Origin of the sequence: Pseudomonas sp. SAS7, from assembly GCF_052112345.1 — a bacterium.
In the GTDB taxonomy this organism is placed as follows: Bacteria; Pseudomonadota; Gammaproteobacteria; order Pseudomonadales; family Pseudomonadaceae; genus Aquipseudomonas; species Aquipseudomonas putida_Q.
This window is the reverse complement of sequence record NZ_JBEGGO010000009.1, coordinates 1-20,330: the sequence shown is the minus strand read 5'-3', so window position 1 is coordinate 20,330 and position 20,330 is coordinate 1. Positions and strand designations below refer to the sequence as shown.

The 20,330-nt window shown below is 59.2% G+C and carries 21 protein-coding genes and 1 pseudogene; 9 read left to right on the top strand and 13 right to left on the bottom strand.

The window, feature by feature from the left end:
• Positions 1-224 precede the first annotated feature (224 nt).
• Positions 225-980 (bottom strand): hypothetical protein, encoded by a 756-nt coding sequence (locus ABI582_RS15575; RefSeq protein ID WP_442119642.1) that lies wholly within the window; start codon positions 978-980, stop codon positions 225-227.
• 617 nt (positions 981-1,597) lie between these two features.
• Between ABI582_RS15575 and ABI582_RS15570 the strand changes: the two genes are divergently transcribed.
• Positions 1,598-2,671 (top strand): aldo/keto reductase, encoded by a 1,074-nt coding sequence (locus ABI582_RS15570; protein ID WP_442119641.1) that lies wholly within the window; start codon positions 1,598-1,600, stop codon positions 2,669-2,671.
• A gap of 55 nt (positions 2,672-2,726) precedes the next feature.
• Here the strand turns inward: ABI582_RS15570 and ABI582_RS15565 are convergent, their stop codons facing one another.
• From ABI582_RS15565 to ABI582_RS15555, 3 genes are read right to left on the bottom strand one after another with little or no spacing between them, the layout of a single operon-like run.
• Entirely contained in the window at positions 2,727-3,077 is a 351-nt protein-coding gene (locus ABI582_RS15565) for a hydroxyisourate hydrolase (protein WP_416465322.1), read from the bottom strand.
• Entirely contained in the window at positions 3,074-3,583 is a 510-nt protein-coding gene (locus ABI582_RS15560) for a nucleoside deaminase (protein ID WP_258652939.1), read from the bottom strand. Before ABI582_RS15560 ends, ABI582_RS15565 begins: the two co-directional genes overlap by 4 nt.
• A 57-nt stretch (positions 3,584-3,640) precedes the next feature.
• On the bottom strand, positions 3,641-4,975 hold the full coding sequence (locus ABI582_RS15555; RefSeq protein ID WP_338744461.1) for a nucleobase:cation symporter-2 family protein: 1,335 nt from the start codon (positions 4,973-4,975) through the stop codon (positions 3,641-3,643).
• 183 nt (positions 4,976-5,158) lie between these two features.
• On the opposite strand from ABI582_RS15555, the pseudogene ABI582_RS15550 reads away from it, so the two are divergent.
• Positions 5,159-5,965 (top strand): annotated as a pseudogene (locus ABI582_RS15550) (LysR family transcriptional regulator); the annotation flags it as partial.
• Positions 5,934-6,452 carry an anti-virulence regulator CigR family protein gene (locus ABI582_RS15545; RefSeq protein WP_442119766.1) on the top strand — a complete coding sequence of 173 codons (519 nt, stop codon included), beginning with the start codon at positions 5,934-5,936 and terminating at the stop codon, positions 6,450-6,452. The pseudogene ABI582_RS15550 and the gene ABI582_RS15545, both read left to right, overlap by 32 nt.
• On the opposite strand, the gene tnpB is transcribed toward ABI582_RS15545, so the two are convergent.
• From tnpB to ABI582_RS15520, 5 genes are all read right to left on the bottom strand, one after another.
• Positions 6,385-6,681 (bottom strand): IS66 family insertion sequence element accessory protein TnpB, encoded by a 297-nt coding sequence (gene tnpB, locus ABI582_RS15540; RefSeq protein WP_442119640.1) that lies wholly within the window; start codon positions 6,679-6,681, stop codon positions 6,385-6,387. The genes ABI582_RS15545 and tnpB overlap by 68 nt on opposite strands.
• A 135-nt stretch (positions 6,682-6,816) precedes the next feature.
• Positions 6,817-7,722, bottom strand: a complete 906-nt coding sequence (locus ABI582_RS15535) for an HNH endonuclease (protein WP_442119639.1) — start codon at positions 7,720-7,722, stop codon at positions 6,817-6,819.
• Positions 7,723-8,219: 497 nt separating this feature from the next.
• On the bottom strand, positions 8,220-8,483 hold the full coding sequence (locus ABI582_RS15530; RefSeq protein ID WP_003250694.1) for a DUF3077 domain-containing protein: 264 nt from the start codon (positions 8,481-8,483) through the stop codon (positions 8,220-8,222).
• 162 nt (positions 8,484-8,645) lie between these two features.
• Positions 8,646-8,888, bottom strand: coding sequence for a hypothetical protein (locus ABI582_RS15525; RefSeq protein WP_442119638.1), 243 nt, complete (start codon positions 8,886-8,888; stop codon positions 8,646-8,648).
• Positions 8,889-9,372: 484 nt separating this feature from the next.
• Entirely contained in the window at positions 9,373-9,552 is a 180-nt protein-coding gene (locus tag ABI582_RS15520) for a hypothetical protein (RefSeq protein WP_019471428.1), read from the bottom strand.
• Between the two features lie 215 nt (positions 9,553-9,767).
• Here ABI582_RS15520 and ABI582_RS15515 point away from each other — a divergent pair, with 215 nt between their 5' ends.
• Complete coding sequence (locus ABI582_RS15515; RefSeq protein WP_442119637.1) at positions 9,768-10,484, top strand: hypothetical protein; 717 nt, start codon at positions 9,768-9,770, stop codon at positions 10,482-10,484.
• A 152-nt stretch (positions 10,485-10,636) separates the two neighbouring features.
• On the opposite strand, the gene ABI582_RS15510 is transcribed toward ABI582_RS15515, so the two are convergent.
• A complete protein-coding gene (locus ABI582_RS15510; RefSeq protein ID WP_338744457.1) occupies positions 10,637-11,800 on the bottom strand; it encodes an AAA family ATPase in 1,164 nt (387 codons plus the stop codon).
• 107 nt (positions 11,801-11,907) lie between these two features.
• Positions 11,908-12,735: a helix-turn-helix transcriptional regulator gene (locus ABI582_RS15505; RefSeq protein ID WP_442119636.1), complete on the bottom strand. Its 828-nt coding sequence runs from the start codon at positions 12,733-12,735 to the stop codon at positions 11,908-11,910.
• A 531-nt stretch (positions 12,736-13,266) separates the two neighbouring features.
• Between ABI582_RS15505 and ABI582_RS15500 the strand changes: the two genes are divergently transcribed.
• Positions 13,267-13,467 (top strand): DUF1737 domain-containing protein, encoded by a 201-nt coding sequence (locus ABI582_RS15500; protein ID WP_264359814.1) that lies wholly within the window; start codon positions 13,267-13,269, stop codon positions 13,465-13,467.
• Here the strand turns inward: ABI582_RS15500 and ABI582_RS15495 are convergent.
• Complete coding sequence (locus ABI582_RS15495; RefSeq protein ID WP_442119635.1) at positions 13,464-14,846, bottom strand: aminotransferase-like domain-containing protein; 1,383 nt, start codon at positions 14,844-14,846, stop codon at positions 13,464-13,466. The two genes, ABI582_RS15500 and ABI582_RS15495, sit on opposite strands and share 4 nt — an antisense overlap.
• Positions 14,847-14,967: 121 nt before the next feature.
• On the opposite strand from ABI582_RS15495, the gene ABI582_RS15490 reads away from it, so the two are divergent.
• Both ABI582_RS15490 and glsB read left to right on the top strand, forming a co-directional pair.
• A complete protein-coding gene (locus ABI582_RS15490) occupies positions 14,968-15,837 on the top strand; it encodes a DMT family transporter (RefSeq protein ID WP_338744454.1) in 870 nt (289 codons plus the stop codon).
• A 146-nt stretch (positions 15,838-15,983) separates the two neighbouring features.
• Entirely contained in the window at positions 15,984-16,892 is a 909-nt protein-coding gene (gene glsB, locus ABI582_RS15485) for a glutaminase B (RefSeq protein WP_338744453.1), read from the top strand.
• Here glsB and ABI582_RS15480 read toward each other — a convergent pair whose 3' ends face one another.
• Complete coding sequence (locus tag ABI582_RS15480; protein WP_442119634.1) at positions 16,893-17,816, bottom strand: LysR substrate-binding domain-containing protein; 924 nt, start codon at positions 17,814-17,816, stop codon at positions 16,893-16,895.
• A gap of 138 nt (positions 17,817-17,954) precedes the next feature.
• Between ABI582_RS15480 and ABI582_RS15475 the strand changes: the two genes are divergently transcribed.
• The gene (locus ABI582_RS15475) at positions 17,955-18,779 is read left to right on the top strand and encodes a phytanoyl-CoA dioxygenase family protein (protein WP_442119633.1); all 825 of its coding nucleotides are present in this window, start codon (positions 17,955-17,957) and stop codon (positions 18,777-18,779) included.
• A gap of 80 nt (positions 18,780-18,859) precedes the next feature.
• Positions 18,860-20,251 (top strand): amino acid permease, encoded by a 1,392-nt coding sequence (locus tag ABI582_RS15470; protein ID WP_442119632.1) that lies wholly within the window; start codon positions 18,860-18,862, stop codon positions 20,249-20,251.
• Positions 20,252-20,330 lie beyond the last annotated feature (79 nt).

Sequence of the window (20,330 nt, the reverse complement as noted above, 5' to 3'; positions counted from 1 at the left end):
AGCGATGAACATCGAGCAAACCGTACCAGGTGGGAGCGACCGCGACATGCCCCCTTCACCCGACCCGGCAGTGGACCCTGACCACCCCACGGTCCCTGATCCGGATGACGATCCGCTGATGAATGAGGAAGAGGGCGGGGGGTGGCAGGAGGCCGATGGTGTGCCGGCTGACGCCGAGTCGGGTACACAGCAGTATCACGCGGATGCCTTAGTCGGATTTATTTTTAAGACGAAACGAAATCCTGCTCGATGTAGCAAGCGACCAGCCAAATGAGCGCAGCTGGAGTGATCCAGATCATGATGACGATACCTAGGTAAGTAGCTAACTCAAAGGTGTCGGGAGAATAGCCATTGTTCTGAATGGTCATATACACGGTTGTAGCAAACATGAGCATTGCCAAGACAATTTCGAAAAGGACAATTGCGAATGCATTTCCATGCTCACGCATGTGTCGATATGAGTCAACGAATCCGCCTTTTGCGTAAGATCTATTAATGGATAAGTTCTTGTAAAAAGCGAAGAGGTCAGAGCGCTTTGAGTGGCAGTTTAATATAATCGCGCCTTGGCCGGACAGAACCAGGCTCGCTAGAAACACAAATGGGCAAATCGCAAGTGTTGGAGCAGATGGGATTGTGCTGAAGTAATAGAAGGCTATGGGGGTGATTAGATTAAGAAGTATAAATGTTAAGGATTTGCTTGCGCGGTTGGAGCCTTTAGGGATTAAGAACCTTCCGGCATGGAGAACTAACATTGGTGCGCTGGATAGATAAGCGTACAGAAGCCCCAGGGCGAGAAATATACCAACTTGTATTATATCTATAGGTTCGCCGGCTTTGATGAATACAAAGTCTGATAGCGATTGGTTCTTTTTGACCAATAGGAATAGGATTAAGGCGCCAAGAACTGCACCAATGCTGTATCTGACGGCGTAGAACTCCCAGAAACGTGATGAGTTTTCTTCCGTGTTACTTCCAGGCATAAGCACTCCGTGAATTTATGTATTGAACTTCAACCAGTAATTATTCTACTAAATTATAAGGATGATGGCTACTGGCCATCTAGGTAGTGGTCTTATGTGCCTTGGAACTGCATTTTGACGGACCAGCCAGCCGGGGCTGGCCAGATCGATCATCTAACCCTCGCGCTGCTTGCCTCGACCTACGGGTGGCAGTATGTGCTTCCGGGGTTTTTGTTGAAGTTCATCCACAAGGACAACGCAGCGCTCGTCACCTCCTTGTCTGGCCATCGGGCGTTCAACCCGCCGGGCGTTGGCGGGAGGGCATCGCAGGTTTGGCAAGGGCGATCAAGGTGGCTGCTCTCGCTCACTTCCAACATGCGCCTTGCACTTTGGCGCAGTGAACAACGGCCAAGCGGCCTGTTCTCGCGAATGGGCTGCGCCCCGCCAATTTGCGCGGCGGGGCCGAAACCCTGGGGCCGCTGCGCAGCCCTTTCGCGACACAAGGCCGCTCCCACACACATACACACGCACATCCCCAAAGCCTCATCCAGATCAAAGCGCTTGAGTCATCCGATTGAACGTTTCAGCACCCCACGCCGTCGGTACTTCCAAGTCTTTCGCATTTGGAGGTAATCCCCATGAAGTACCGCGCACTCGGCAACACCGGCCTGCTCGTTTCCGAACTGGTCATCGGCACCGTCCCATTCGGTGGGCGGGGGGCGTTCGAAAAGACCGGTAGCGTCGATGTAACCCAAGCCAGGCGCATGTTCGACATGGCCTTCGACGCCGGGGTGAACCTGGTCGACACCGCAGACCTTTACTCACAGGGCCTGGCCGAGGAAATCGTCGGCCAGGCCCTGGGCCAGCGGCGCGATTCGATCATCCTGGCCAGCAAGGCGCGCAGCCCGATGGGCGACAACCCCAACGACAGCGGCGCCTCGCGCTACCACCTGGTCCGCGCCTGCGAAGCCAGCCTCAAGCGCCTGGGCACTGACCATATCGACCTCTACCAGATCCACAACTGGGACGGCATCACGCCGGTGGAAGAAACGCTGTCGGCCCTGGATCACCTGGTGCAAAGCGGCAAAATCCGCTACTTCGGCACCTCCAACTACACCGCCTGGCAAATGATGAAAACCCTCGGCAGCGCCCAGCTCAACGGCTGGCAGCAACCCGTTTCCCAGCAGATCTACTACACCCCTGAAGCCCGCGAGGCCGAGTACGAGCTGCTGCCCATGGCGCTGGACCAAGGCTTCGCCACCCTGGTGTGGGGGCCGTTGGGGGAGGGGTTGTTGACCGGCAAGGTGCGGCGCGGGCACAAGACGCCGGCCGGCACGCGCCAGGGCAATGACTGGCCAGAGCCCTACGTGCACGACAAAGAGCGTGCGTACGACATCATCGAAGCGCTGATCGAGGTTGGCCAGCGCCACGGCTGTTCGCCGGCGCGGGTTTGCCTGGCCTGGCTCAAGGACCGGCCGGGCATCACCAGCGTGATCACCGCCGGGCGCACGGTGGAGCAGTTGCAAGACAACCTGCAGGCGGTGGAGCTGGTGCTGACGGCTGAAGACCAGCAGGAGATCGAGCGGGTGACGCGCATTGCGCCCCAGTACCCGTACTGGCACCGGATTGCGGCGGGCATGGACCGGATCGACCCGGCAGAGGCGCCGTTCATCGAGCTGCACCGGCAGACGATGAAGCTGCAGTCGGAGTAAAGGCTGAAGCGGCGGGGCGGCGCTGGTCTTTCAAGGCTGCCCCGTGCCCGCCGTATCAGGCACCGCCGCGGAAACAGCTCACGCCCCATGCCGTAAGCTTGAACGGCAGATGAAAGTGCTCCCCGGTATCGCCAATGCCAAAGCGGTAGATCAGCTCGTCCATGAATGGCGTGTCGGGCAGTGCAGCACCCCGCGCCCGATAAAACGCCGCTACCTGAAGGCGCACCTCGTAAACACCCACAGCAAACCGCTCGTTGAGCTCATCCAGTTGCGGCAGCAGCCCCCGCTCGTCCACGTGACCTTCAATCATGGGCGCTTGCCCGACCGCGCCGATACTCACCGCCATACCCTGCGCCACGCGCCCGCTGGCAATATCGACGACATGGATCGAAACACCCCGGTTCATTTCCAGAACCCGTCATGCGCGGTGGCCGCCTCGTCCTCAAGCATCGGGCCGTGCACGCACACATCCCGCTGGCCACGGGCAAACACCTCGCGGCAGGGCAGGGAGAATGTCGGGTTCTCCGGATGCGCGCCGGTCAAGCCCAGCAGCGTGTGTTCCGACAGCGCGTACACCACGCGGCCGATGCCAGTCCAATAGACGGCGCCGGCACACATGCAGCAAGGCTCGGCACTGGTATAGAGCGTGCACTCGGCCAGCGCCTCCGGCGGCAGCGCTTTGGCGGCCAGGGCGGCGGCGACCAGTTCGGCGTGCTGGGTGGGGTCGCCTTCGGGTGGCATGGAGTTGTTGCCGGCGCTGGCGATCACCCGGCCGCTGGCATCGGCGACGATCGCCGCAAAAGGGTGTCGCCCGCGTTCGCGGGATTGCTCCGACAGGCGAATCGACTGGCGCAGCAGGTCCAGGTCGAGGGCGCTAACCCCGCTGGCAGCAGGCTGGTTGGAAGTGGTCATGACGGCTCCTTGGGTAGGCAGGTGGTAAGCGCGCCGTTGGGCGCGCATCAAAACGGGTCACTTGGCCACGCTGGCATCGGCGGCGTGCGGGCCAGTGGCCTTGTCGTTGTTGAGCAGCAGGTTGAGGGTGATGGCGGCGATGGCGCCGAGGAAGATGCCGCTTTCCAGCACCAGCTTCAGCGGGCCGCTCAGGTGGTGGAACAGCGCGGGGAACGACATCGGCAACACACCGATACTCACCGACACGGCGACGATGATGCCGTTGCGGGTGCCTTCGAAGCGCACGCGTGACAGCTCCTGGATGCCCGCCACGGTGGTCATGCCGAACATGACAATGGCGCAGCCGCCCAGCACCGGCGTGGGCACGGCGGCGATCAGTGCGCCGAGTTTCGGGAACAGGCCCATCAACACCATGATCGCGCCGGCGGCGGCCACCACGAAGCGGCTCTTGACGTTGGAAAGTGCGATCAGCCCGGTGTTCTGGGTGAAGGCGTTGTACGGGAAGCTGTTGAACAGGCCGCCGAGCATGGTCGAAAACCCGTCGGCGCGGAACGCGTTGCCGAGCGTGGCCTGGTCGGTGGGCTTGCCGACCAGTTTGCCGATGGCCAGGCAGTTGCCGGTGGTCTCGGCCATGATCACCAGCATCGCCAGCAGCATGATCAGAATTGGCACGCTGGAGAACTGCGGCGCACCAAAGGCCATCGGCGGGCTGAGCTCGAACCACGCGGCTTGGCCGACGTTGCCGAAGTGCGTCATGCCGAAGGCCGCCGCCAGCAGGCTGCCGCACACCAGGCCGATCAATACGCTGAGGTTGCCGATGAAGCCTGAGAAGCGTGCGTACACCACCAGCGTGATGGCCACGGTCGCCATGCCCAGCAGCAAGTTGGCGGGCTTGCCGAAGTCCGGCGCGTCCGGGTTGCCGCCACCCAGCCAGATGGCTGCTGCGGGCATCAGCGAGATGCCGATGATGGTGATCAGGCTGCCGATTACCACGGGCGGAAAGAACCGCAGCAGCCGGCTGAACAAGGGTGCGATGGCGATGGTGATGGCCCCCGCGGCGATCACTGCGCCAAACACCTCCTGCAGGCCGAACTGCTTGCCGATCATGATCATCGGCGCCAAAGCGATGAACGAGCAGCCCTGAATCAACGGCAGCCGCGCGCCGAAGCGCCAGAAGCCGAGGGTCTGGATCAGTGTGGCGATGCCTGAGGTGAACAGGTTGGCGTTGATCAGCGTGACGATCTGCGCCTGGGTCAGGCCCAGCGCGCTGCCGAGGATGAGCGGGACCGCGACCGCGCCGGCATACATCACCAGCACGTGCTGCAGGCCAAAGGTGAACAGCTGCCGCAGCGGTAACACTTCGTCCACAGCGTGGACCGGGGTTGGGCTCATGGCGTGAATCTCCTGTAGGTGCGGCTCTTTTCGTTGTTTTCGGCGCCTGGAGTGACACGCAGTGCAGAGAAGCACGGGCAGCTGCCAGCGTTGTCGAGGGTGATAATCCTGCGAAACAAGCGATGGAACAAATGAGTAACCATCGTTAGCATCGATGGTTCACGTCACCATGCGGGGTTGGAGATGCGCTTTTCGCTGGAGCAATTGCAGGTGTTCGTCGCAGCGGTGCAGGCAGGGTCATTTTCAGCCGCAGCCAGGCGGCTGGGGCGTACTCAGTCGACGGTCAGTGCGGCGATCAGCAACCTGGAGGCCGACCTGGGCGTGGAGCTGTTCGACCGCAGCAGCCGCATCCCCGCATTGACTGCGGCTGGCCATAAATTGTTGTTGCGGGCGGAAGGTATTCTTGAGCGTTGCTATGCCCTGGAGGGCAGCGCCGACAGCTTGGCGGAACAGGCGGAACCCGCGCTCACGCTGGCCATCGAGGTGCCTTACGGTTCACTGATCCCGGCGCTGAAAGCGTTTGACGAGGCCTTCCCTTTTGTCGACCTGCTGATTCGCCACCCCGTGCACGGCGATGTGAGCGAAATGGTGCACAAGGGCGAGGCAGACCTGGGCATCGCTTTTTCCCAGCCGGGTTACCCGCCGACGCTGGCCTTCCAGCAGCTGGGCAAGCTGATCATGGCCCACGTCTGCCATGCCAGGCACCCGCTGGCGCAGCTGCAAACCTGCCCCTTCGCTGCCCTGCATGCCCACCGCCGCCTGGCGTTCTTCGGCCACGCCCAAAAGCTGCCCAGCAGCGAATACTTGCGCGCCGCGCAGGTGTGGCAGGCCGAGAGTTACCTGGCGCTGGTGGAGATGGTGCGCGGTGGCTTGGGCTGGGCGACGTTGCCGCGGCAGTTGGTGCAGCGCGAGCTTGGTTCGGGGGAGCTCATCGAGCTGCAGCTGGAGGCCTATCCGCATACTGACTGGCTGGTGGGCGTGGACCTGCTGTGGCACCAGAAGCGCCGGCCGGGCAGGGCGGCGCAGTGGTTGCGGGACTGCCTGCGGCGGACCAAGGTGTTCGAGCTGGACCGGCGAGGTATGCCAACCACGCTGTAGGGCGCAAGGTAATGCGGGGGGTAAAAAGCCCGGTTCTGGCGATGCGGATTGGCATGGCGGGCCATCCATCGATCGGGGTGATGTGCTCGGCATCCTTGGCGGTCACCGCAGCTACTGGAGCCCAGGCCCCGCCTTGCCACCTGGCATCCAGAAAAACCTGGCCGGGGGCAAGCCACTGCCGCCCGGTATCGCCAAGAAGCTCGATGGCCGGCTGCTGGGGCAACTGCCTCACTATGACGGCTACGAGTGGATGCAGGCCGGGGTGGACCTGATACTCGTGGCAGTCGCGACCGGGATCATCTACGAGGTCGTTAATTGCAGTTCAGTTCCTGAACGGTCAGGACAATGGCGACGTCAGTCGGATCGGGTGAGGTTTTGAACCGTTCGGAGTCCAGGCGCTTGAGCCAGAGGCAGAAGCCGTTCGGCTCCCAATACAGGATCTTCACGCGGTTGCGCGGCTTGTTGAGGAAGACGAAAAGCACCGGGTCGAACACCGCCACCTTGATATCGAGTTCGACCAGCGCAGCCAGGCCATCGATGGACTTTCGGAAGTCGACGGGCTTGGGGGAGGGGGACACTTTTTCGACTTTGGCGTCAGGTCGCATCATGGTCGGCGAGCTCCAGAAAGAAATCGGGAGCACAGCATCGGGGATGAGGTAAGCGCTTTGAATGTGGGGTTCATGGAGCGCTTACTTCGGATCGAGTCTAGCAGTTTCTGAGGCGAATCTTGCGACTGAGGACCACTATCGATTAGCAATAGCGCTGCGTCTGAACTCAAGCGCCGACCGGCTTGGGTGCTCTGACTCATTTTTTGGTAAAGCCAACGATCGACCTTCAATCGAACCGTATTCGCCGCCCATCAGCACCTCGGATATTTCGATGCGCAAGCTCACTGGGTTGATCCACCACAATCCCAAGTCGAATAGAGTATGCAAGTCTGTTCTGAGGAGTAGTCCATTGGAAACGACGTTCGTCTCAGCGCCTAAGTAGGGATGAATATGAGCGGCTTCCAGTACCTGCTGTAGTGGGCAGGCTGTGACTGCACATCGTCCTTGATAGGCCTCTAGCAATTGCTTTCTGAATTGAGGCTGACCGCGTCGACGAACGATGGATGACAATACGCGTGTGCGTGCATCTCTGAGGTCGTTAGGATTGAAATCGCCTTGATTGTCCAGTTGCCGCCCGATCTCGTGTGAGAAATCTTCATTAGCCGTAGCCTGACTGCGGTTCAATACAAAAGAAGTAGGGGTGCTGCCAGTATGGCTGTGATAGTTGAAAATCCCTTCATACCGAAAGCCGGCAAATGGATGTTCGTATTTCGCTTTTCTGTAGAAAACAAGTAGTTCCAGGCCTCGCAGACGGTGGTCCTTTATGAGTGCATCGGTCCTGCCTAAACGCTGACCTTGCATATGGAGGGTGTCACCTTCCAGTGAGTCTACGTATGGAGTTCTATCTGATGTCTTGTGCTCGGTAATAAACAACCAGACGGAGTCATATTCTTTCAGCCTGAATATGCCATTGTTGAGGGATGCATCTTTTATAGCATAAATTGCACTGAGGTCTTTTCGAGTATAAATGGAGCCTTGCTTCAAGCGTTCTGATGCCAACGGTCGATTTGTATTTGGCGTTGGAGTAGATGGGGTAATCACGGGAGGCTTCCATGCGGGCTGCGCAGGCGAAGTGATGGTGCCATCGTTCGCCTCGGTTGAAGATCCTCGATACCATACGTCTTTCAGAAAATATTCGGAAGGGTGTAGGAAAATTCCTTTCTGTACTGGCAGCTAGACCATGATGGACGCAGCTGTGTTGAGAAATGGGCTCGTTATAAAAAAGGAAAGGTCTCGCTCTCAGTGTCAGCCTGTGGGTTAGGCGAGGAAGTATTCAGAGGTAGCCTGAGGTACCCTCGTCCCATAGCCGCAAGTGATTGGCGTGTTTATTTCGATCTACGTCTGCGGCGCCTGCGTGACTCACAGGATGCGTTCGGGAGGACTACGAGCGCAAATCAGCTGGAACTATGATGGTTGGTGAACCCTCGGGTGGGTCACAGCTAGCGAAACAGGGGTAGGGGTAGGGGTAGGTCTATGGTTCGCCTTCAAAACCGGGAGTCGCATTGGGTTTTGAAGGCATTCAGTCAATCATGAGTAAATCAGCGCATCATGCCCAGTTCCGCATCATCCATCAGCGCCTTGGCCAAAGCGCATAGGTAGTGCGAAGCCCAAATCAGCTGTGGCTTGTCTTCCATCAAGCCATCCAAGGTCATATCCCGTGCATACCCCATCAGCTCCGATGCCTGTTCCCGCGCGCTCTGGCAAGGGATACCGGCTTCAATGCGAAACAGCGGATGGGTCTGGTTCTCACCCTGATAGAAGGTGGTTTTGCCGACGGTGAATTTGGTTTCTTCTGTGGACATTGGTCAATCTCCCCGAAATCTCTAGTGCCTGGGCTGGCCTCTCGCCGGCAAGCCAGCTCCTACAAGTGCTGCGTAGGCTTCACGATCTGCTACATGGCTCAGATCCATGTGGAGGCTCGGCTTGCAGACGTTTGGGTGCCTGGGCAACACATCAATTGGGCTTCAGTGCGAAGTCCCAGGCTCAGGGGGCATCTGCACTTGGGCTATTGCGGACTCCAGTAAAGCCCGCAGCGTCTCCAGTTCATGCATGGAGGTCATCATCAAAATCGAGGCTGGAGACTTTGGCTGTAGCAGCATTGCCTGACGCACGACAGTCGCAGCGCAAAGCGCGTAATCCGAAGCTTCGATGAGGGTGTCTTCGAGGCAGAGAGTCTTGTGGGGTGGATCTGGAACGATCTTGAGCATGGTGAAACTCCAACGTCGGAAAGTGGAGCTACCTCAACCTTGCTGTCAAACAAGATGGTGGCAGCTGTACGCGGGTTGACAGACCGAGACGTTGGCACTCGGCGCACCAGAAGGTGCCCACACGTACAGCCGCCATGAAAGCGAGCACATGAGGACAACGTCAGCGGTCTGTCAAAACCGGTCGCTGAATTGGCAGCGACAGGTCGAGACTAGGGCTGACTATTTCCATGTGCAACGAAAAACAGGCGCGAGGAGTATCTTTGGGAAACGGCCTACAAGGAAGGGGTTATTTCTGATTTTTCGACCCGCTGCCGTTCCTCAAGACGTCGACAGGAAACATGCGGGCAAAAGAAAGCCCGCCGAGGCGGGCTAAGTACTATCACGTAGGGATAGCTTGATACTGCCTAAGCCACTGTGAAAATTGGGTGAAAGAAAAGTCCCCAGAACGTGATCAACGAGCGACGTTAGCGGGGCCTCGCGCCCTTTACAGCTGGGCTTTCTGCCGCTGGTAGCGCTGAAAACGGGTAACAGCGATCTGGACGGCAGCTGCCACGAGGCACAGCAGGCCGATTTTCCAGCTGCCCTCCAGGCCGTAATGCTCGGCGATTTTCCCAGTGAGGAGGACGCTAACGAAGATGGCGAAAGGCAGGATCAATTTGTTCATCGGGTCTTCCAGCAGGCTACAAATGGCTTGGGTGAGGATGCAGTTCACCCAGCGGAAATGCCGCGATCTTAGCAAATCCGTTTGCGGCTTTGTGGTCATATCCACAGCGGCTGCGCGGTCTGCTGTCTGTAGCGCGATAATGGCAAAGGGGCAGCATGGACTTCCGCCATTCGGCCCTCGAAACTGACCCACTCTCATCTCGACCAGGGCAGGTCATGAATAACCTGAAACGGATCACCTATCTCATGCTAGTGCTGGCAGTAGCCTCGTTAACCGCCTGCGTCCCCTGGAAACGCGAACGTGCCGCCTACGCGGACCTCTGCGAGTCCGAGTTCGAGTTCAAGGTGCCGGGGCCGCAGGGTGAGACCACCCTCTACCTGGAAACCTACCTCTACGACCACGCCGCCCTATGGGGCGACAAGTCCTACAAGCAAGCCCTGTACGTGCAGTACCCGGGCGAGAAGTACTCGCGGCAGGAATTTTATGTGCAAATGGTCGCCTACAACAAAGACCGTCAGCGCCCGTCGATTGATTCCAAGCGTGGCGAGCCGCCGATACCGGTGTTGTACGACAGCCGTCAGGCCTACATTACCTTTGAAGACGGTTCGCGCTTGAATGCACGGCCCGAGGTATACGTGGGCGTCAACGAGACCTACGACTTTCCGTTGGTGAATGAGAAGACCGCCCGGCCATCGCCGTACGACATCAACAGCGATGAAGTGCACCGGATGATTCCCAAGATGACCAACAACAAGCGCTATGGCTCGGCGTATGTGATTTTCCAGACGGACAAGTTTGATGCGAACTCAAAATGGACGATTCAGCTGGGGGCACTGGATGTGCAGGGCCGTAAGGTGGAGATTCCGCCGCTGAAGCTCTGCTATCACCCGGTGAAGAAATGGATTGGGATTGAGCCGCTGATGAGGCCTTAAGGGTATCTCCGAAGTGGGCCGGGGTGGGGCCGAGCCTGAGGTCGGACAGCTATGGCCAATGGGGCCGCTTTGCGGCCCATCGCAGGCAAGCCAGCTCCTACAGGTGCGGTGCATGGCTTGGTATTTGGGGTTTGAGGCTTGGTTAGCCGTGGTCAGTCCACCCATCGCCACAGTGGCTCGTCCAGCAAACCGACCCCTCGCAACTGCGTTTGCCCGTGGTGCTTCTCAAGCTCCAGCACATTGCACCCGTCGCACGCGGTCAATGCGTCGATCAGCGGCTTGCTGTGCGACACCACCCACACCTGGCTACGTTGCGAGGCGCGGATGATCAGGCGGGCCAGCGCAGGTAGCAGGTCGGCATGCAGGCTGGTTTCCGGTTCGTTCAGCACCATCAGTGACGGCGGGCGGGGTGTCAGCAGCGCTGCCATCAGCAACAGGTACCTCAAGGTGCCATCCGACAATTCAGCACCCCCTAGCGGGCGCAGCAGCCCATGCTGGTGTAGCCGCACGCTGAACAGCCCGCCCGGCGGTGCATCAATCGCCAGGCGGCTGCCGGGAAACGCGTCGTCCAGCGCCGCTACCAGGTCTTCGACATCACCTATCTCGATAATGGTCTGCAGCGCCGAAGCGAGGTTGCGGCCGTCGTGATGCAACACTGGCGACCGGGTACCCAGCTGTGGCTGTCGACAAGGCGCGTCGCGGTCGATGCGAAAGTGGTCGTAGAACCGCCAGCTGTTGATGAACGCACGCAGCTCACCAATCTCCGGCGCCTGGCGGGGTCGGCCGACGATGTTGAAGAAGCTCTCGCCGCTGTCAGCATGCTGATCCAGCACTGCCCAGCCATTGCCTTCGCGGGCCCGCACCATGGCGTTCTTGCGCTCGACCAGCAAGGAGGCGGGCCGATAGGCACCAGCGCCCCAGATGGCCTCGCACTTTATCTCAGGGTCGAGCATGAACGCGGTCGGATACGGCAGGGGAATCGGCAGGCCGAGGGAGATGGCAAAACCGAAGTCCTCGGTGGCAAAGCCCAGGCGCAGGCGCCTGGCTTCGCTCGGGTGCTGGCCTTGGATGGGCACTTCGCCGCGCTTCATCCGTGCGCTGGTTGCCGGGCCGGCCCACCAAGTCGAATCCAGCCCGCCTTCACGGGCGAGGGCTTCGATCACGCCGCCCTGGGCGGTTTCGGCCAGCAGGCGCAGGGCCTTGTACAGGTTGGATTTGCCGCTGCCGTTGGCACCAGTTACCAGGTTGAGTTGGCCCAGCGGCAGTACCAGGTGGTTGATCGAGCGGTAGTTGCCGATGGCGAGGGTAGTGAGCATGCAGTGCTTTCCAGCGTGTACCAAGCGACCGATTGTGGCCGAAGCGGGGCTGCCTTGCCAGCTTCATCAGGTGCTCAGAGGCGTGCCTGCAAGGCCGCTGGCTAGCGTTAATGCACCTGGCCAGGCCACTTGCGCTGGGTAGCCAGCGCAAGCAACTCACGCTGCCCCGAAATACCCAGCTTGCGGTACAGCCGCTTGATATACGTGGCGGCACTGGACAACTGAATGCCCATACTTGCGCTGATGGCCTCTACCTCACAGCCGGCCAGCATCAGTTGCAGCAACTCCTGGTCACGCCGGGTCAGTTCCGGGTACAGGCTGACAACCCGCTCGCTGAGCAGTGCTGGCATCTCATTGGCTTCGAGATAGGCGCGGTAATGAAGGCGTGAGATTTGTACGATCAGCGGGGCGGCTGTTTCGATGACGTTGATCTCGTTGGGTGAGAAGCGGCCGTGCTCGCGGCCTCGGTAGAAGTTTACCGACAGCCAGCGGTTGCCTTCGCAATGGGTCAGCAAGGCGACGCGTTCGGAGATTTGCGGCAGCTCGTAACAGATGCGTCGGTAGTCGCGGTGGGCGATGTCTTCGATGGCCTGGCGTTGCACCATGATGCGGTCGGCGGTCGACAGGGCAGGGCGCGCGGTCATTGCCTGTTGGTTGCCATCCATGCTGTAGAAGCGTTCGGCGTAGTTGCTGGAGATTCTGGGTAGCTCGATCATCCGCGCACGGTCGGCGAACGAAATGATCTGCGGGCTGCGGTTGGGGCTGTAGGCGAAGATGGTGCATTGGGCCAAGGGGACTTGGGCGCTGACCAGTTTCAGCATGTCGGCGGCCAGCAGCTTGCCGTGGCGTTCGCTTGTGCGCGAGAGCAGGGTGGCGGTTTGCTCGATGGGGAGGCGGAAGTCGGTAGTGGAGGGGCGTAATGGCCAGAATTCCATGCTGTACTCCCTGGGGACAAGGCATGACTTATTGTTAGGCGGCCGCTCGGGGCTGTTGGGCAGGATAACCAAATTGGGAGCGAGGCGCTTGGCTTGGGCGCGCGTCCTAGGCTCAAATGTGTAAACCATGTCCCCGGTTTACGGTGTGAAGGGTCTCCGGTCATGCACTGCTCAGAATCTGACACGGTGTACGGCACCGGCTTCGCCGGTGTTCGCGGGTGAACCCGCTCCCACAGGTACTGTGCAGGCTTCGAGCTCATCTTTTACTTGTGGGGGCGCTCAGCGCCGCAGCCTGGACCGCGTCGCCTGTTTCGCGGGCTTGCCCGCTCCCACAGGTATTGTGCAGGCTTCGGGTTTACCCTTTACCTGTGGGAGCGGCCTTGGCCGCGAACACCGGCGAAGCCGGTGCCGTGCACCGCGCTGTCTGCAGCATCAGGTCTGAGAAGGTTGGGAGTGAAAGGACGTGTAGCCGTAGCCCGGCAGTTACCAGTACTCTTGGAGGACTCACCGACTTCTTCAAGGACCGAACAGATGACTCAACCACCGGATGGGCTGCCGATTTACCGGGTGCTGACTGGCCCCGATGACGCTTCGTTTTGCCATAGGGTCAGTGATGCCTTGAAGCTGGGATATCAACTCCATGGCGGACCTGCGCTCACGTTCAATGGCAAAGATGTGATCGTTGCGCAGGCGGTTACCTGGCCCGGGGCGCAGAATGGGGCCCGCGACTAAGCATTCAGGGCGCGTTTCAGCACTTCATAGATTCTGGCGTCACCCGATTGCGCAACGTTGAAACGGAGAAAATCGCCTGCAGTCATCGACTGGCTAAACGCATTTCCGGGCGCCAGTACTACACCTTCATTCAAACAGGCCCTGGCCAGCGTTGCTGCATCCTTGCCTTGAGGCAGCTGGCACCAGAGGTACAGGCCTGCCTGGGGCATTATCCAGGGCTTGATACCGATGGCTTGAAGCTTGGTTGCCGTCCTGTCCATTGCCTCGGCTAGCCGAAGGCGCACACTCTCCATGTGCTTTCGGTAGCCGCTATCGGTAATAGCGTGATGGATGATGTCTGCGGCCAAGCGTCCACCGCCGAATGTAGTCGCAATCTTGAGGTCGACCAAGCTCTCGATCCATTCACCACGGGCAGCGATGTAGCCGCATCGCACCGAAGCGGAGATGGTTTTGGAAAAGCTGCCAATCTGGATGACGCGAGAGAGGCCATCAAAGGCAGATAGGCGTGGCGCGGGCGTATTCTCGAAATCCCCGAAGATGTCGTCCTCGACGATCACCAAGCTAGAAGCGTCGGCCAGTTTTAGCAGCCTGTGCGCCGTGACCGGCGACAGGGTGGCCCCGGTGGGGTTGTGGATGCCGGAATTTGTTATGTACAACCGGGGCGCGTGTTCGAGCAGGGCAGCGCCGAAGGCATCGATATCCGGGCCCGTCGCCGTGTAGGGTACGCCTACAATCTTTACCCTGTGTGCTTTCAACAGTGCGTGAAAGTTGAAATAGCAGGGGTCGTCCACCAGCACAGTGTCGCCCGGTTCCAGCAGAAAACGGCAAATCAGGTCGATGGCGTGCGTGCTGGATTCGGTGAGCATGATCTGTTCAAGAGCGGCCTCGGTGCCGATGCCAGCCAGCCGCCGCGACAAGAATTGCCGAAGGGGCGGGCTGCCAAGCGGTGATGCGTACTCAGCCAGTTTCTCTGTGTCAGAACGGGCAACGACCCGGAGCGCTTTACGCATGCCAGCTTCGTACATCCAGGAGGGAGGAAGCCACCCGCACCCGGGTTTCAATACATCGCCGGCGGTTTCAAGCGACTGGCGGGAGATCCACAGCGGGTCGACAACACGATCCAGTTTGGGGCCGAGTTCGGTCAGTGCCAGTGGCGCCGCTGGCCCGGCTACGTAAAAGCCGGAGCCAGGGCGAGAGCTGAGCACACCTTCTGCCATTAACCGTTCATAGGCTTCAAGCACGGTAGAAACCGACACTTGCATGGTCTGCGCCATGGCGCGGACGGAAGGAATTCTTGCGCCTGGTGTGTAGGTTCGAGCGGCTATCCTGGACTGGATTTCAGCCATGACAGTGTGAATTCGCGTGCAGTTACGTTTCATCGCACCCTCAACTGTGCTGGATTCATATGCATAACAGTTCGGTTTAACTGTATTGGATTGTACGTGGCCTTGCTGAGCCTGTCAGTGGTGTACTGAACCTTGGCTTATCGAGGATGTACCGATGGAAAAATCAACAAGCGGGTGGATCAACGGCTTCATAGGCGTCGCGATCTTTGCGGGATCGTTGCCGGCAACCCGTGTGGCAGTGGCGGCCTTCGAACCTACGTTTCTGACCTGTGCCCGGGCAACCATTGCCGCCTTGTTGGGTGCGCTTTTTTTGATCGTGCTACGCCAGCCACGCCCTTCACGTGGTGATTTGTCGTCATTGGCTTTAACCGCGCTTGGCGTTGTTATCGGCTTTCCGCTGCTGACGGCATTGGCCCTCCAGCACGTCACCTCCGCCCATTCCATTGTTTTTGTCGGGCTCCTGCCACTCTGCACCGCAGGGTTTGCCGTTTTGCGGGGCGGTGAGCGGCCTCGGCCACTGTTCTGGTTGTTTTCGATGGCAGGTGCTGGGCTGGTGGTTGGCTATGCGTTGATGAATGGGGGAGAGGCGTCGGCGGTGGGCGATCTGCTGATGATGGCGGCGGTGGTTGTGTGTGGGTTGGGTTATGCGGAAGGGGCGCGTCTGTCGCGCACGTTGGGTGGTTGGCAGGTAATCAGTTGGGCATTGCTTCTGGCGTTGCCGTTTATGCTGCTGCTGACGATCGCTAATTTCCCAGCGCCGGATGCCTTCGCCAAGGTGAGCGCCCCTGCGTGGTTCAGCTTCGGTTACGTTTCACTGTTCAGCATGCTGATCGGGTTTGTGTTCTGGTATCGAGGGCTCGTGCAGGGTGGCATTGCAGCGGTGGGGCAATTGCAACTGGTTCAGCCGTTCATGGGGCTTGGTCTGGCAGCGTTGCTTTTGCATGAGCGCGTCAGCTGGATGATGCTTGTGGTGACGCTGGGGGCTGTGATCTGTGTGGCCGGGGCCAAGAAATATGCCCGGTAGATGAAGGCCCAGGTGTTCGTCATGGGCGCTGCAAATCTACATGGTGCACATGCGTTTCTTGCCGAATGTGTGATCTATGCCGCTCAGTCTTCGTCAAGCATGCGACCCCTTACCGACGTCTAAAGGGGATTGAGCCAGGGCCTTTCATGCAAACGCTGTTGAACGAGATTCTTGAAGAAGTACGCCCCTTGATCGGCAAGGGCAAAGTGGCTGACTACATCCCTGCGCTGGCCGACGTATCGGCGCAGCAGTTGGGCATCGCGGTCTATAGCAACGATGGCAGCCATTACTGCGCAGGCGACGCAAGGGTGCCTTTTTCGGTGCAGAGTATTTCCAAGGTGTTCAGCCTGGTTCAGGCAATAGGCCACTCAGGTGAAGCCATTTGGGAGCGGCTTGGCCATGAGCCTTCAGGCCAGCCATTCAATTCGTTGGTGCAGCTGGAGTTCGAGCGCGGGCGCCCGCGCAACCCGTTTATCAATGCGGGGGCGTTGGTGATCTGCGATATCAACCAGTCACGCTTCGCAGCACCCACGTTGTCGATGCGTGATTTTGTTCGACGGCTGTCGGGCAACCCTCACATTTCGATCGATGCCCGTGTCGCCGATTCGGAATATCAGTTCCGCGCGCGCAACGCTGCCATGGCTTACCTGATGCAGTCTTTTGGTAACTTCCATAACGAGGTCGAGCCGGTGCTGCGCAGTTACTTCAGTTACTGCGCGCTGCAAATGAACTGCCTGGACCTGGCCCGGGCATTCTGCTTCCTGGCCAACGACGGGTTCTGCAAGCACAGCGAAGAGCAAATTCTTACCCGGCGCCAGGCCCAGCAGGTGAACTCGATCATGGCCACCAGCGGGCTGTATGACGAAGCCGGTAATTTCGCCTACCGAGTGGGGCTGCCAGGCAAGAGCGGCGTGGGTGGCGGCATTGTGGCGATTGTGCCGGGGCAATTTACCGTATGCGTCTGGTCCCCCGAGTTGAATGCTGCGGGCAACTCCCTCGCGGGCATGGCGGCGCTGGAGTTGCTGAGTTCACGGATTGGGTGGTCGGTGTTTTGATCAGTGGGCGGGCTCGCGGCTAACAGCGCCTGCTATCTCCCGAGTCACCCAACCCTTGAACGCCTCAGCTACCGGCGACGGGTGCATGGCGCCTGACTGGGCCAGCACCACTTTCTGCGGTGACACCTCTTCCAGTAATGGTCGGCACAGCAGCGGTGTACCGTCATAGCAGTGGTCGCCGGCGGGGCGGGTGCATGACAGGGCAACCCCGTAGCCATGCGCGACCAAGCCTCGTTGCATCTCGAAGGTCTGAGTGTATTGCTGTGCGCGCGGTTGCAGGTTGTGCGCCCAGAACAGTGAAAGGAAATACTCACGCGTTTGTGCGATGTCCTCAAGAATCAGGCATTCCTGGGCCAGTTCATGCAGCGGTATCGCTGCCAGGTGGGCCAGGCGATGGTCTGTAGCGATGAGCGCGTAGGGTTTCAACTCCGCCAGTACATGGCGCGGCAGCGAGGGATCAAGGCCTATGTCGTAAGTAAGCGCAAGCTCTGCTTTACCGGCGCTCAGGTGGCGGTGCACGCCTGCCAGGTCCGTTTCGAACAGTGTTACCTCGACATCGGGGTACTGCTTGCGAAAGCTCGATAGCAGCCGCGGCGCGTAATAAGGGCCGAGGTCCTGAAAGCAGATAAGCGACAGGTTGCCGCGAAGCGAGCCTTGCGCCGTATCGGTGTTCTGATTCATGGCGATGGCCATGCCAATGATATCGCGGGCCTGGGCCAGCAAACGCGTGCCCGCTGATGTCAGCTCCAGCCCTCGGCTGACCTGGCGCCGGAATAGCCGCTCATTCAACGCCTCTTCAAGTTGGGCAATAGCGACCGATACCGACGGCTGTGAAACGTGGCGGGCTCTCGCAGCAGCGCTGATGCTGCCGTGTTCGGCCACGGCGACGAAGTACTCTAACTGCCGGAACGAAAAACCTATCATTTTTTCCTATACTCCGGATTAGGAAATATATTCTTTTCCTATTGGTGCCGAAAAGCAATACTCGCCGTGCACCCTGCTTGTCCCGCTTAACTTCTGGCAGTGGTGCTGTTGCCCAATAAAAAGACCAAAGGGTGCTTTATGAAACAGTCCGCCGAATTTCAACTCAGCGAAGTAACCATCGAAGCTTTCCAGCGTGATGGTGCTGTCTGCGTACGTAATCTGTTCACGCCCGAGGAAGTTGCACTGCTCGAAACCGGCATCGAACAGAACCTGAAAACCCCCAGCGAGCGCGCCAAAGTGGCGAGCCGCCCCGATGACCCGGGTTGGTTCTTCGAGGACTTCTGCAACTGGGGCGATATCGCGGCCTATCGCCAGTTCATCTTCGAAAGCCGGGTGGGTAGCGTTGCCGCTCAACTCATGAACAGCGAAACAGCCCGGCTTTATCACGATCATCTGCTGGTCAAGGAGCCCAACACGCGCCAGCGCACGCCTTGGCACCAAGACCAGCCGTACTACAACATCGATGGGCGCCAGAACTGCAGCATGTGGATGCCTATCGACCCCGTTGCCAGGGAGTCCACCCTTGAGTTTGTAGGAGGCTCGCACCTGGGGCCGTGGCTGATGCCGCGCAGCTTCCTCGACAGCCAGGCGCAATGGTTTCCGGAAGGCAGCCTGGCCGACTTGCCGGATATCGAGGCCGATCGCAGCGCCTGGAACATCCTCGGCTGGGAGCTTTCCCCGGGCGACGCCGTGTTCTTCCACATGCTGACATTGCACGCTTCGGGAGGTGTCGGGGGCAATCGCCGGCGCCGTGCCTTCTCGGTGCGTTTCCTGGGCGACGACATCACTCACGCACCGCGCCAGTGGAAAACTTCACCACAGTTCCCCGGGCTCGAAGCACAATTGGCGAGCGGTGCCCAGATGAACCATGAGTTGTTCCCGGTGCTGTGGCCCAGAGCTTGATGATTGAATAAATGCGTGCCTGATTAAAACGCACAGCATCTGCGTTGTGCGGACCTGATAATAAAATCAAGAAGGTATCTATGAGCGCTCAATCTTCACAACAGCTGAAGCGGGGTCTCTCTACCCGGCATATTCGCTTCATGGCATTAGGTTCTGCTATCGGTACGGGGCTGTTCTATGGCTCGGCATCGGCAATTAAACTGGCAGGGCCATCAGTGTTGCTCGCCTATTTGATAGGGGGTGCAGCCATTTACATGATGATGCGCGCCCTTGGCGAAATGGCAGTTCATAACCCGGTGTCAGGCTCGTTCGGCCACTACGCCAGCCAATACCTGGGCCGCTATTTTGGCTTTCTGACTGGTTGGAGCTACGCGTTCTCCATGTTGGTGGTGTGCCTGGCAGACGTGACGGCGTTTGGCGTCTACATGGGGCTGTGGTTCCCGGAAACACCCGCCTGGATCTGGGTGCTTGGAATAGTGTTCTTCATCGGGGCGTTGAACCTGTGTAGCGTGAAAGTGTTCGGCGAGATGGAGTTCTGGCTGTCGTTGCTGAAGGTGACCGCTATCGTTGCCATGATTGTAGCGGGTGGGGCCGTGCTGCTGTTGGGTATCCAGTTGAATGACGAGGCAGGCACTGTTGCCGGCATCTCGAACCTGTGGAGCCACGGCGGGTTCTTCCCTAATGGCATCGGTGGGATGATTGCTTCGTTCACCGTTGTGATGTTCGCTTTTGGCGGGGTCGAAATGATCGGCATTACCGCAGGCGAGGCAAAGGACCCGAAGCGCGTGCTGCCTAAGGCCATCAACTCGGTGCCTCTGCGCATTCTGCTGTTCTATATCCTTACCCTGTTCGTGCTCATGGCCATTTACCCCTGGACCAGCATTGGCAGCCACGGGAGCCCATTCGTTCAGATCTTCAGTGGCCTTGGCATCAGCTCAGCGGCAACCGTGTTGAACATCGTGGTAATTTCCGCTGCGGTATCCGCCATCAATAGCGACATATTCAGCGCCGGGCGAATGATGTACGGCATGGCTCAAAACGGCCAAGCCCCTGCCGGCTTCGCATCACTGTCGCGTTTCGGTGTGCCGTGGATGACGGTTGCAGTGATGGGCGTCGCTCTGCTTTTGGGTGTGGTATTGAATTACCTGGTGCCAGAAGACTTGTTCCTGGTGCTTGCCGCGGTGGTCACGTTCTCCATTGTCTGGGTCTGGTTGATGATCCTGCTATCGCAAGTGGCCATGCGGCGCGGCATGAGTAAGGAGGAGGTTGCTGCACTGGGCTATCGGGTGCCGCTGTGGCCGGTAGGGCCGGCTTGCGCGATCGCGTTCATGGTGTTCATCTTTGGTGTTCTTGGTTGGTTCCCGGCCAGCCGCACCGCCATGTATGTCGGGGTTGGCTGGTTGGTCCTTCTGTCTTTGGGCTACTGGCTGTGGGGTGTACGTACACCGCGGCCAGTGTCAGCCAGCGCATGAGGCATTGAACCGCGTCCGCATTGCGAGCTTTTGTCTGGGCAGCTGCTCTTGCAGAAATATGCAAGTCATGTGCTGTACC

Bases quoted from the DNA above. Each gene is read 5' to 3' on its own strand.
- ABI582_RS15475 (WP_442119633.1), top strand. From the start codon at position 17,955: ATGAAACAGTCCGCCGAATTTCAACTCAGCGAAGTAACCATCGAAGCT.
- ABI582_RS15480 (WP_442119634.1), bottom strand. From the start codon at position 17,816: ATGATAGGTTTTTCGTTCCGGCAGTTAGAGTACTTCGTCGCCGTGGCC.
- ABI582_RS15575 (WP_442119642.1), bottom strand. From the start codon at position 980: ATGCCTGGAAGTAACACGGAAGAAAACTCATCACGTTTCTGGGAGTTC.
- ABI582_RS15470 (WP_442119632.1), top strand. From the start codon at position 18,860: ATGAGCGCTCAATCTTCACAACAGCTGAAGCGGGGTCTCTCTACCCGG.
- ABI582_RS15515 (WP_442119637.1), top strand. From the start codon at position 9,768: ATGAATAACCTGAAACGGATCACCTATCTCATGCTAGTGCTGGCAGTA.
- ABI582_RS15555 (WP_338744461.1), bottom strand. From the start codon at position 4,975: ATGAGCCCAACCCCGGTCCACGCTGTGGACGAAGTGTTACCGCTGCGG.
- ABI582_RS15565 (WP_416465322.1), bottom strand. From the start codon at position 3,077: ATGAACCGGGGTGTTTCGATCCATGTCGTCGATATTGCCAGCGGGCGC.
- ABI582_RS15560 (WP_258652939.1), bottom strand. From the start codon at position 3,583: ATGACCACTTCCAACCAGCCTGCTGCCAGCGGGGTTAGCGCCCTCGAC.
- glsB (WP_338744453.1), top strand. From the start codon at position 15,984: ATGCAAACGCTGTTGAACGAGATTCTTGAAGAAGTACGCCCCTTGATC.
- ABI582_RS15530 (WP_003250694.1), bottom strand. From the start codon at position 8,483: ATGTCCACAGAAGAAACCAAATTCACCGTCGGCAAAACCACCTTCTAT.
- ABI582_RS15495 (WP_442119635.1), bottom strand. From the start codon at position 14,846: ATGAAACGTAACTGCACGCGAATTCACACTGTCATGGCTGAAATCCAG.
- ABI582_RS15500 (WP_264359814.1), top strand. From the start codon at position 13,267: ATGACTCAACCACCGGATGGGCTGCCGATTTACCGGGTGCTGACTGGC.
- ABI582_RS15520 (WP_019471428.1), bottom strand. From the start codon at position 9,552: ATGAACAAATTGATCCTGCCTTTCGCCATCTTCGTTAGCGTCCTCCTC.
- ABI582_RS15570 (WP_442119641.1), top strand. From the start codon at position 1,598: ATGAAGTACCGCGCACTCGGCAACACCGGCCTGCTCGTTTCCGAACTG.
- ABI582_RS15490 (WP_338744454.1), top strand. From the start codon at position 14,968: ATGGAAAAATCAACAAGCGGGTGGATCAACGGCTTCATAGGCGTCGCG.
- tnpB (WP_442119640.1), bottom strand. From the start codon at position 6,681: ATGATGCGACCTGACGCCAAAGTCGAAAAAGTGTCCCCCTCCCCCAAG.
- ABI582_RS15505 (WP_442119636.1), bottom strand. From the start codon at position 12,735: ATGGAATTCTGGCCATTACGCCCCTCCACTACCGACTTCCGCCTCCCC.
- ABI582_RS15525 (WP_442119638.1), bottom strand. From the start codon at position 8,888: ATGCTCAAGATCGTTCCAGATCCACCCCACAAGACTCTCTGCCTCGAA.
- ABI582_RS15510 (WP_338744457.1), bottom strand. From the start codon at position 11,800: ATGCTCACTACCCTCGCCATCGGCAACTACCGCTCGATCAACCACCTG.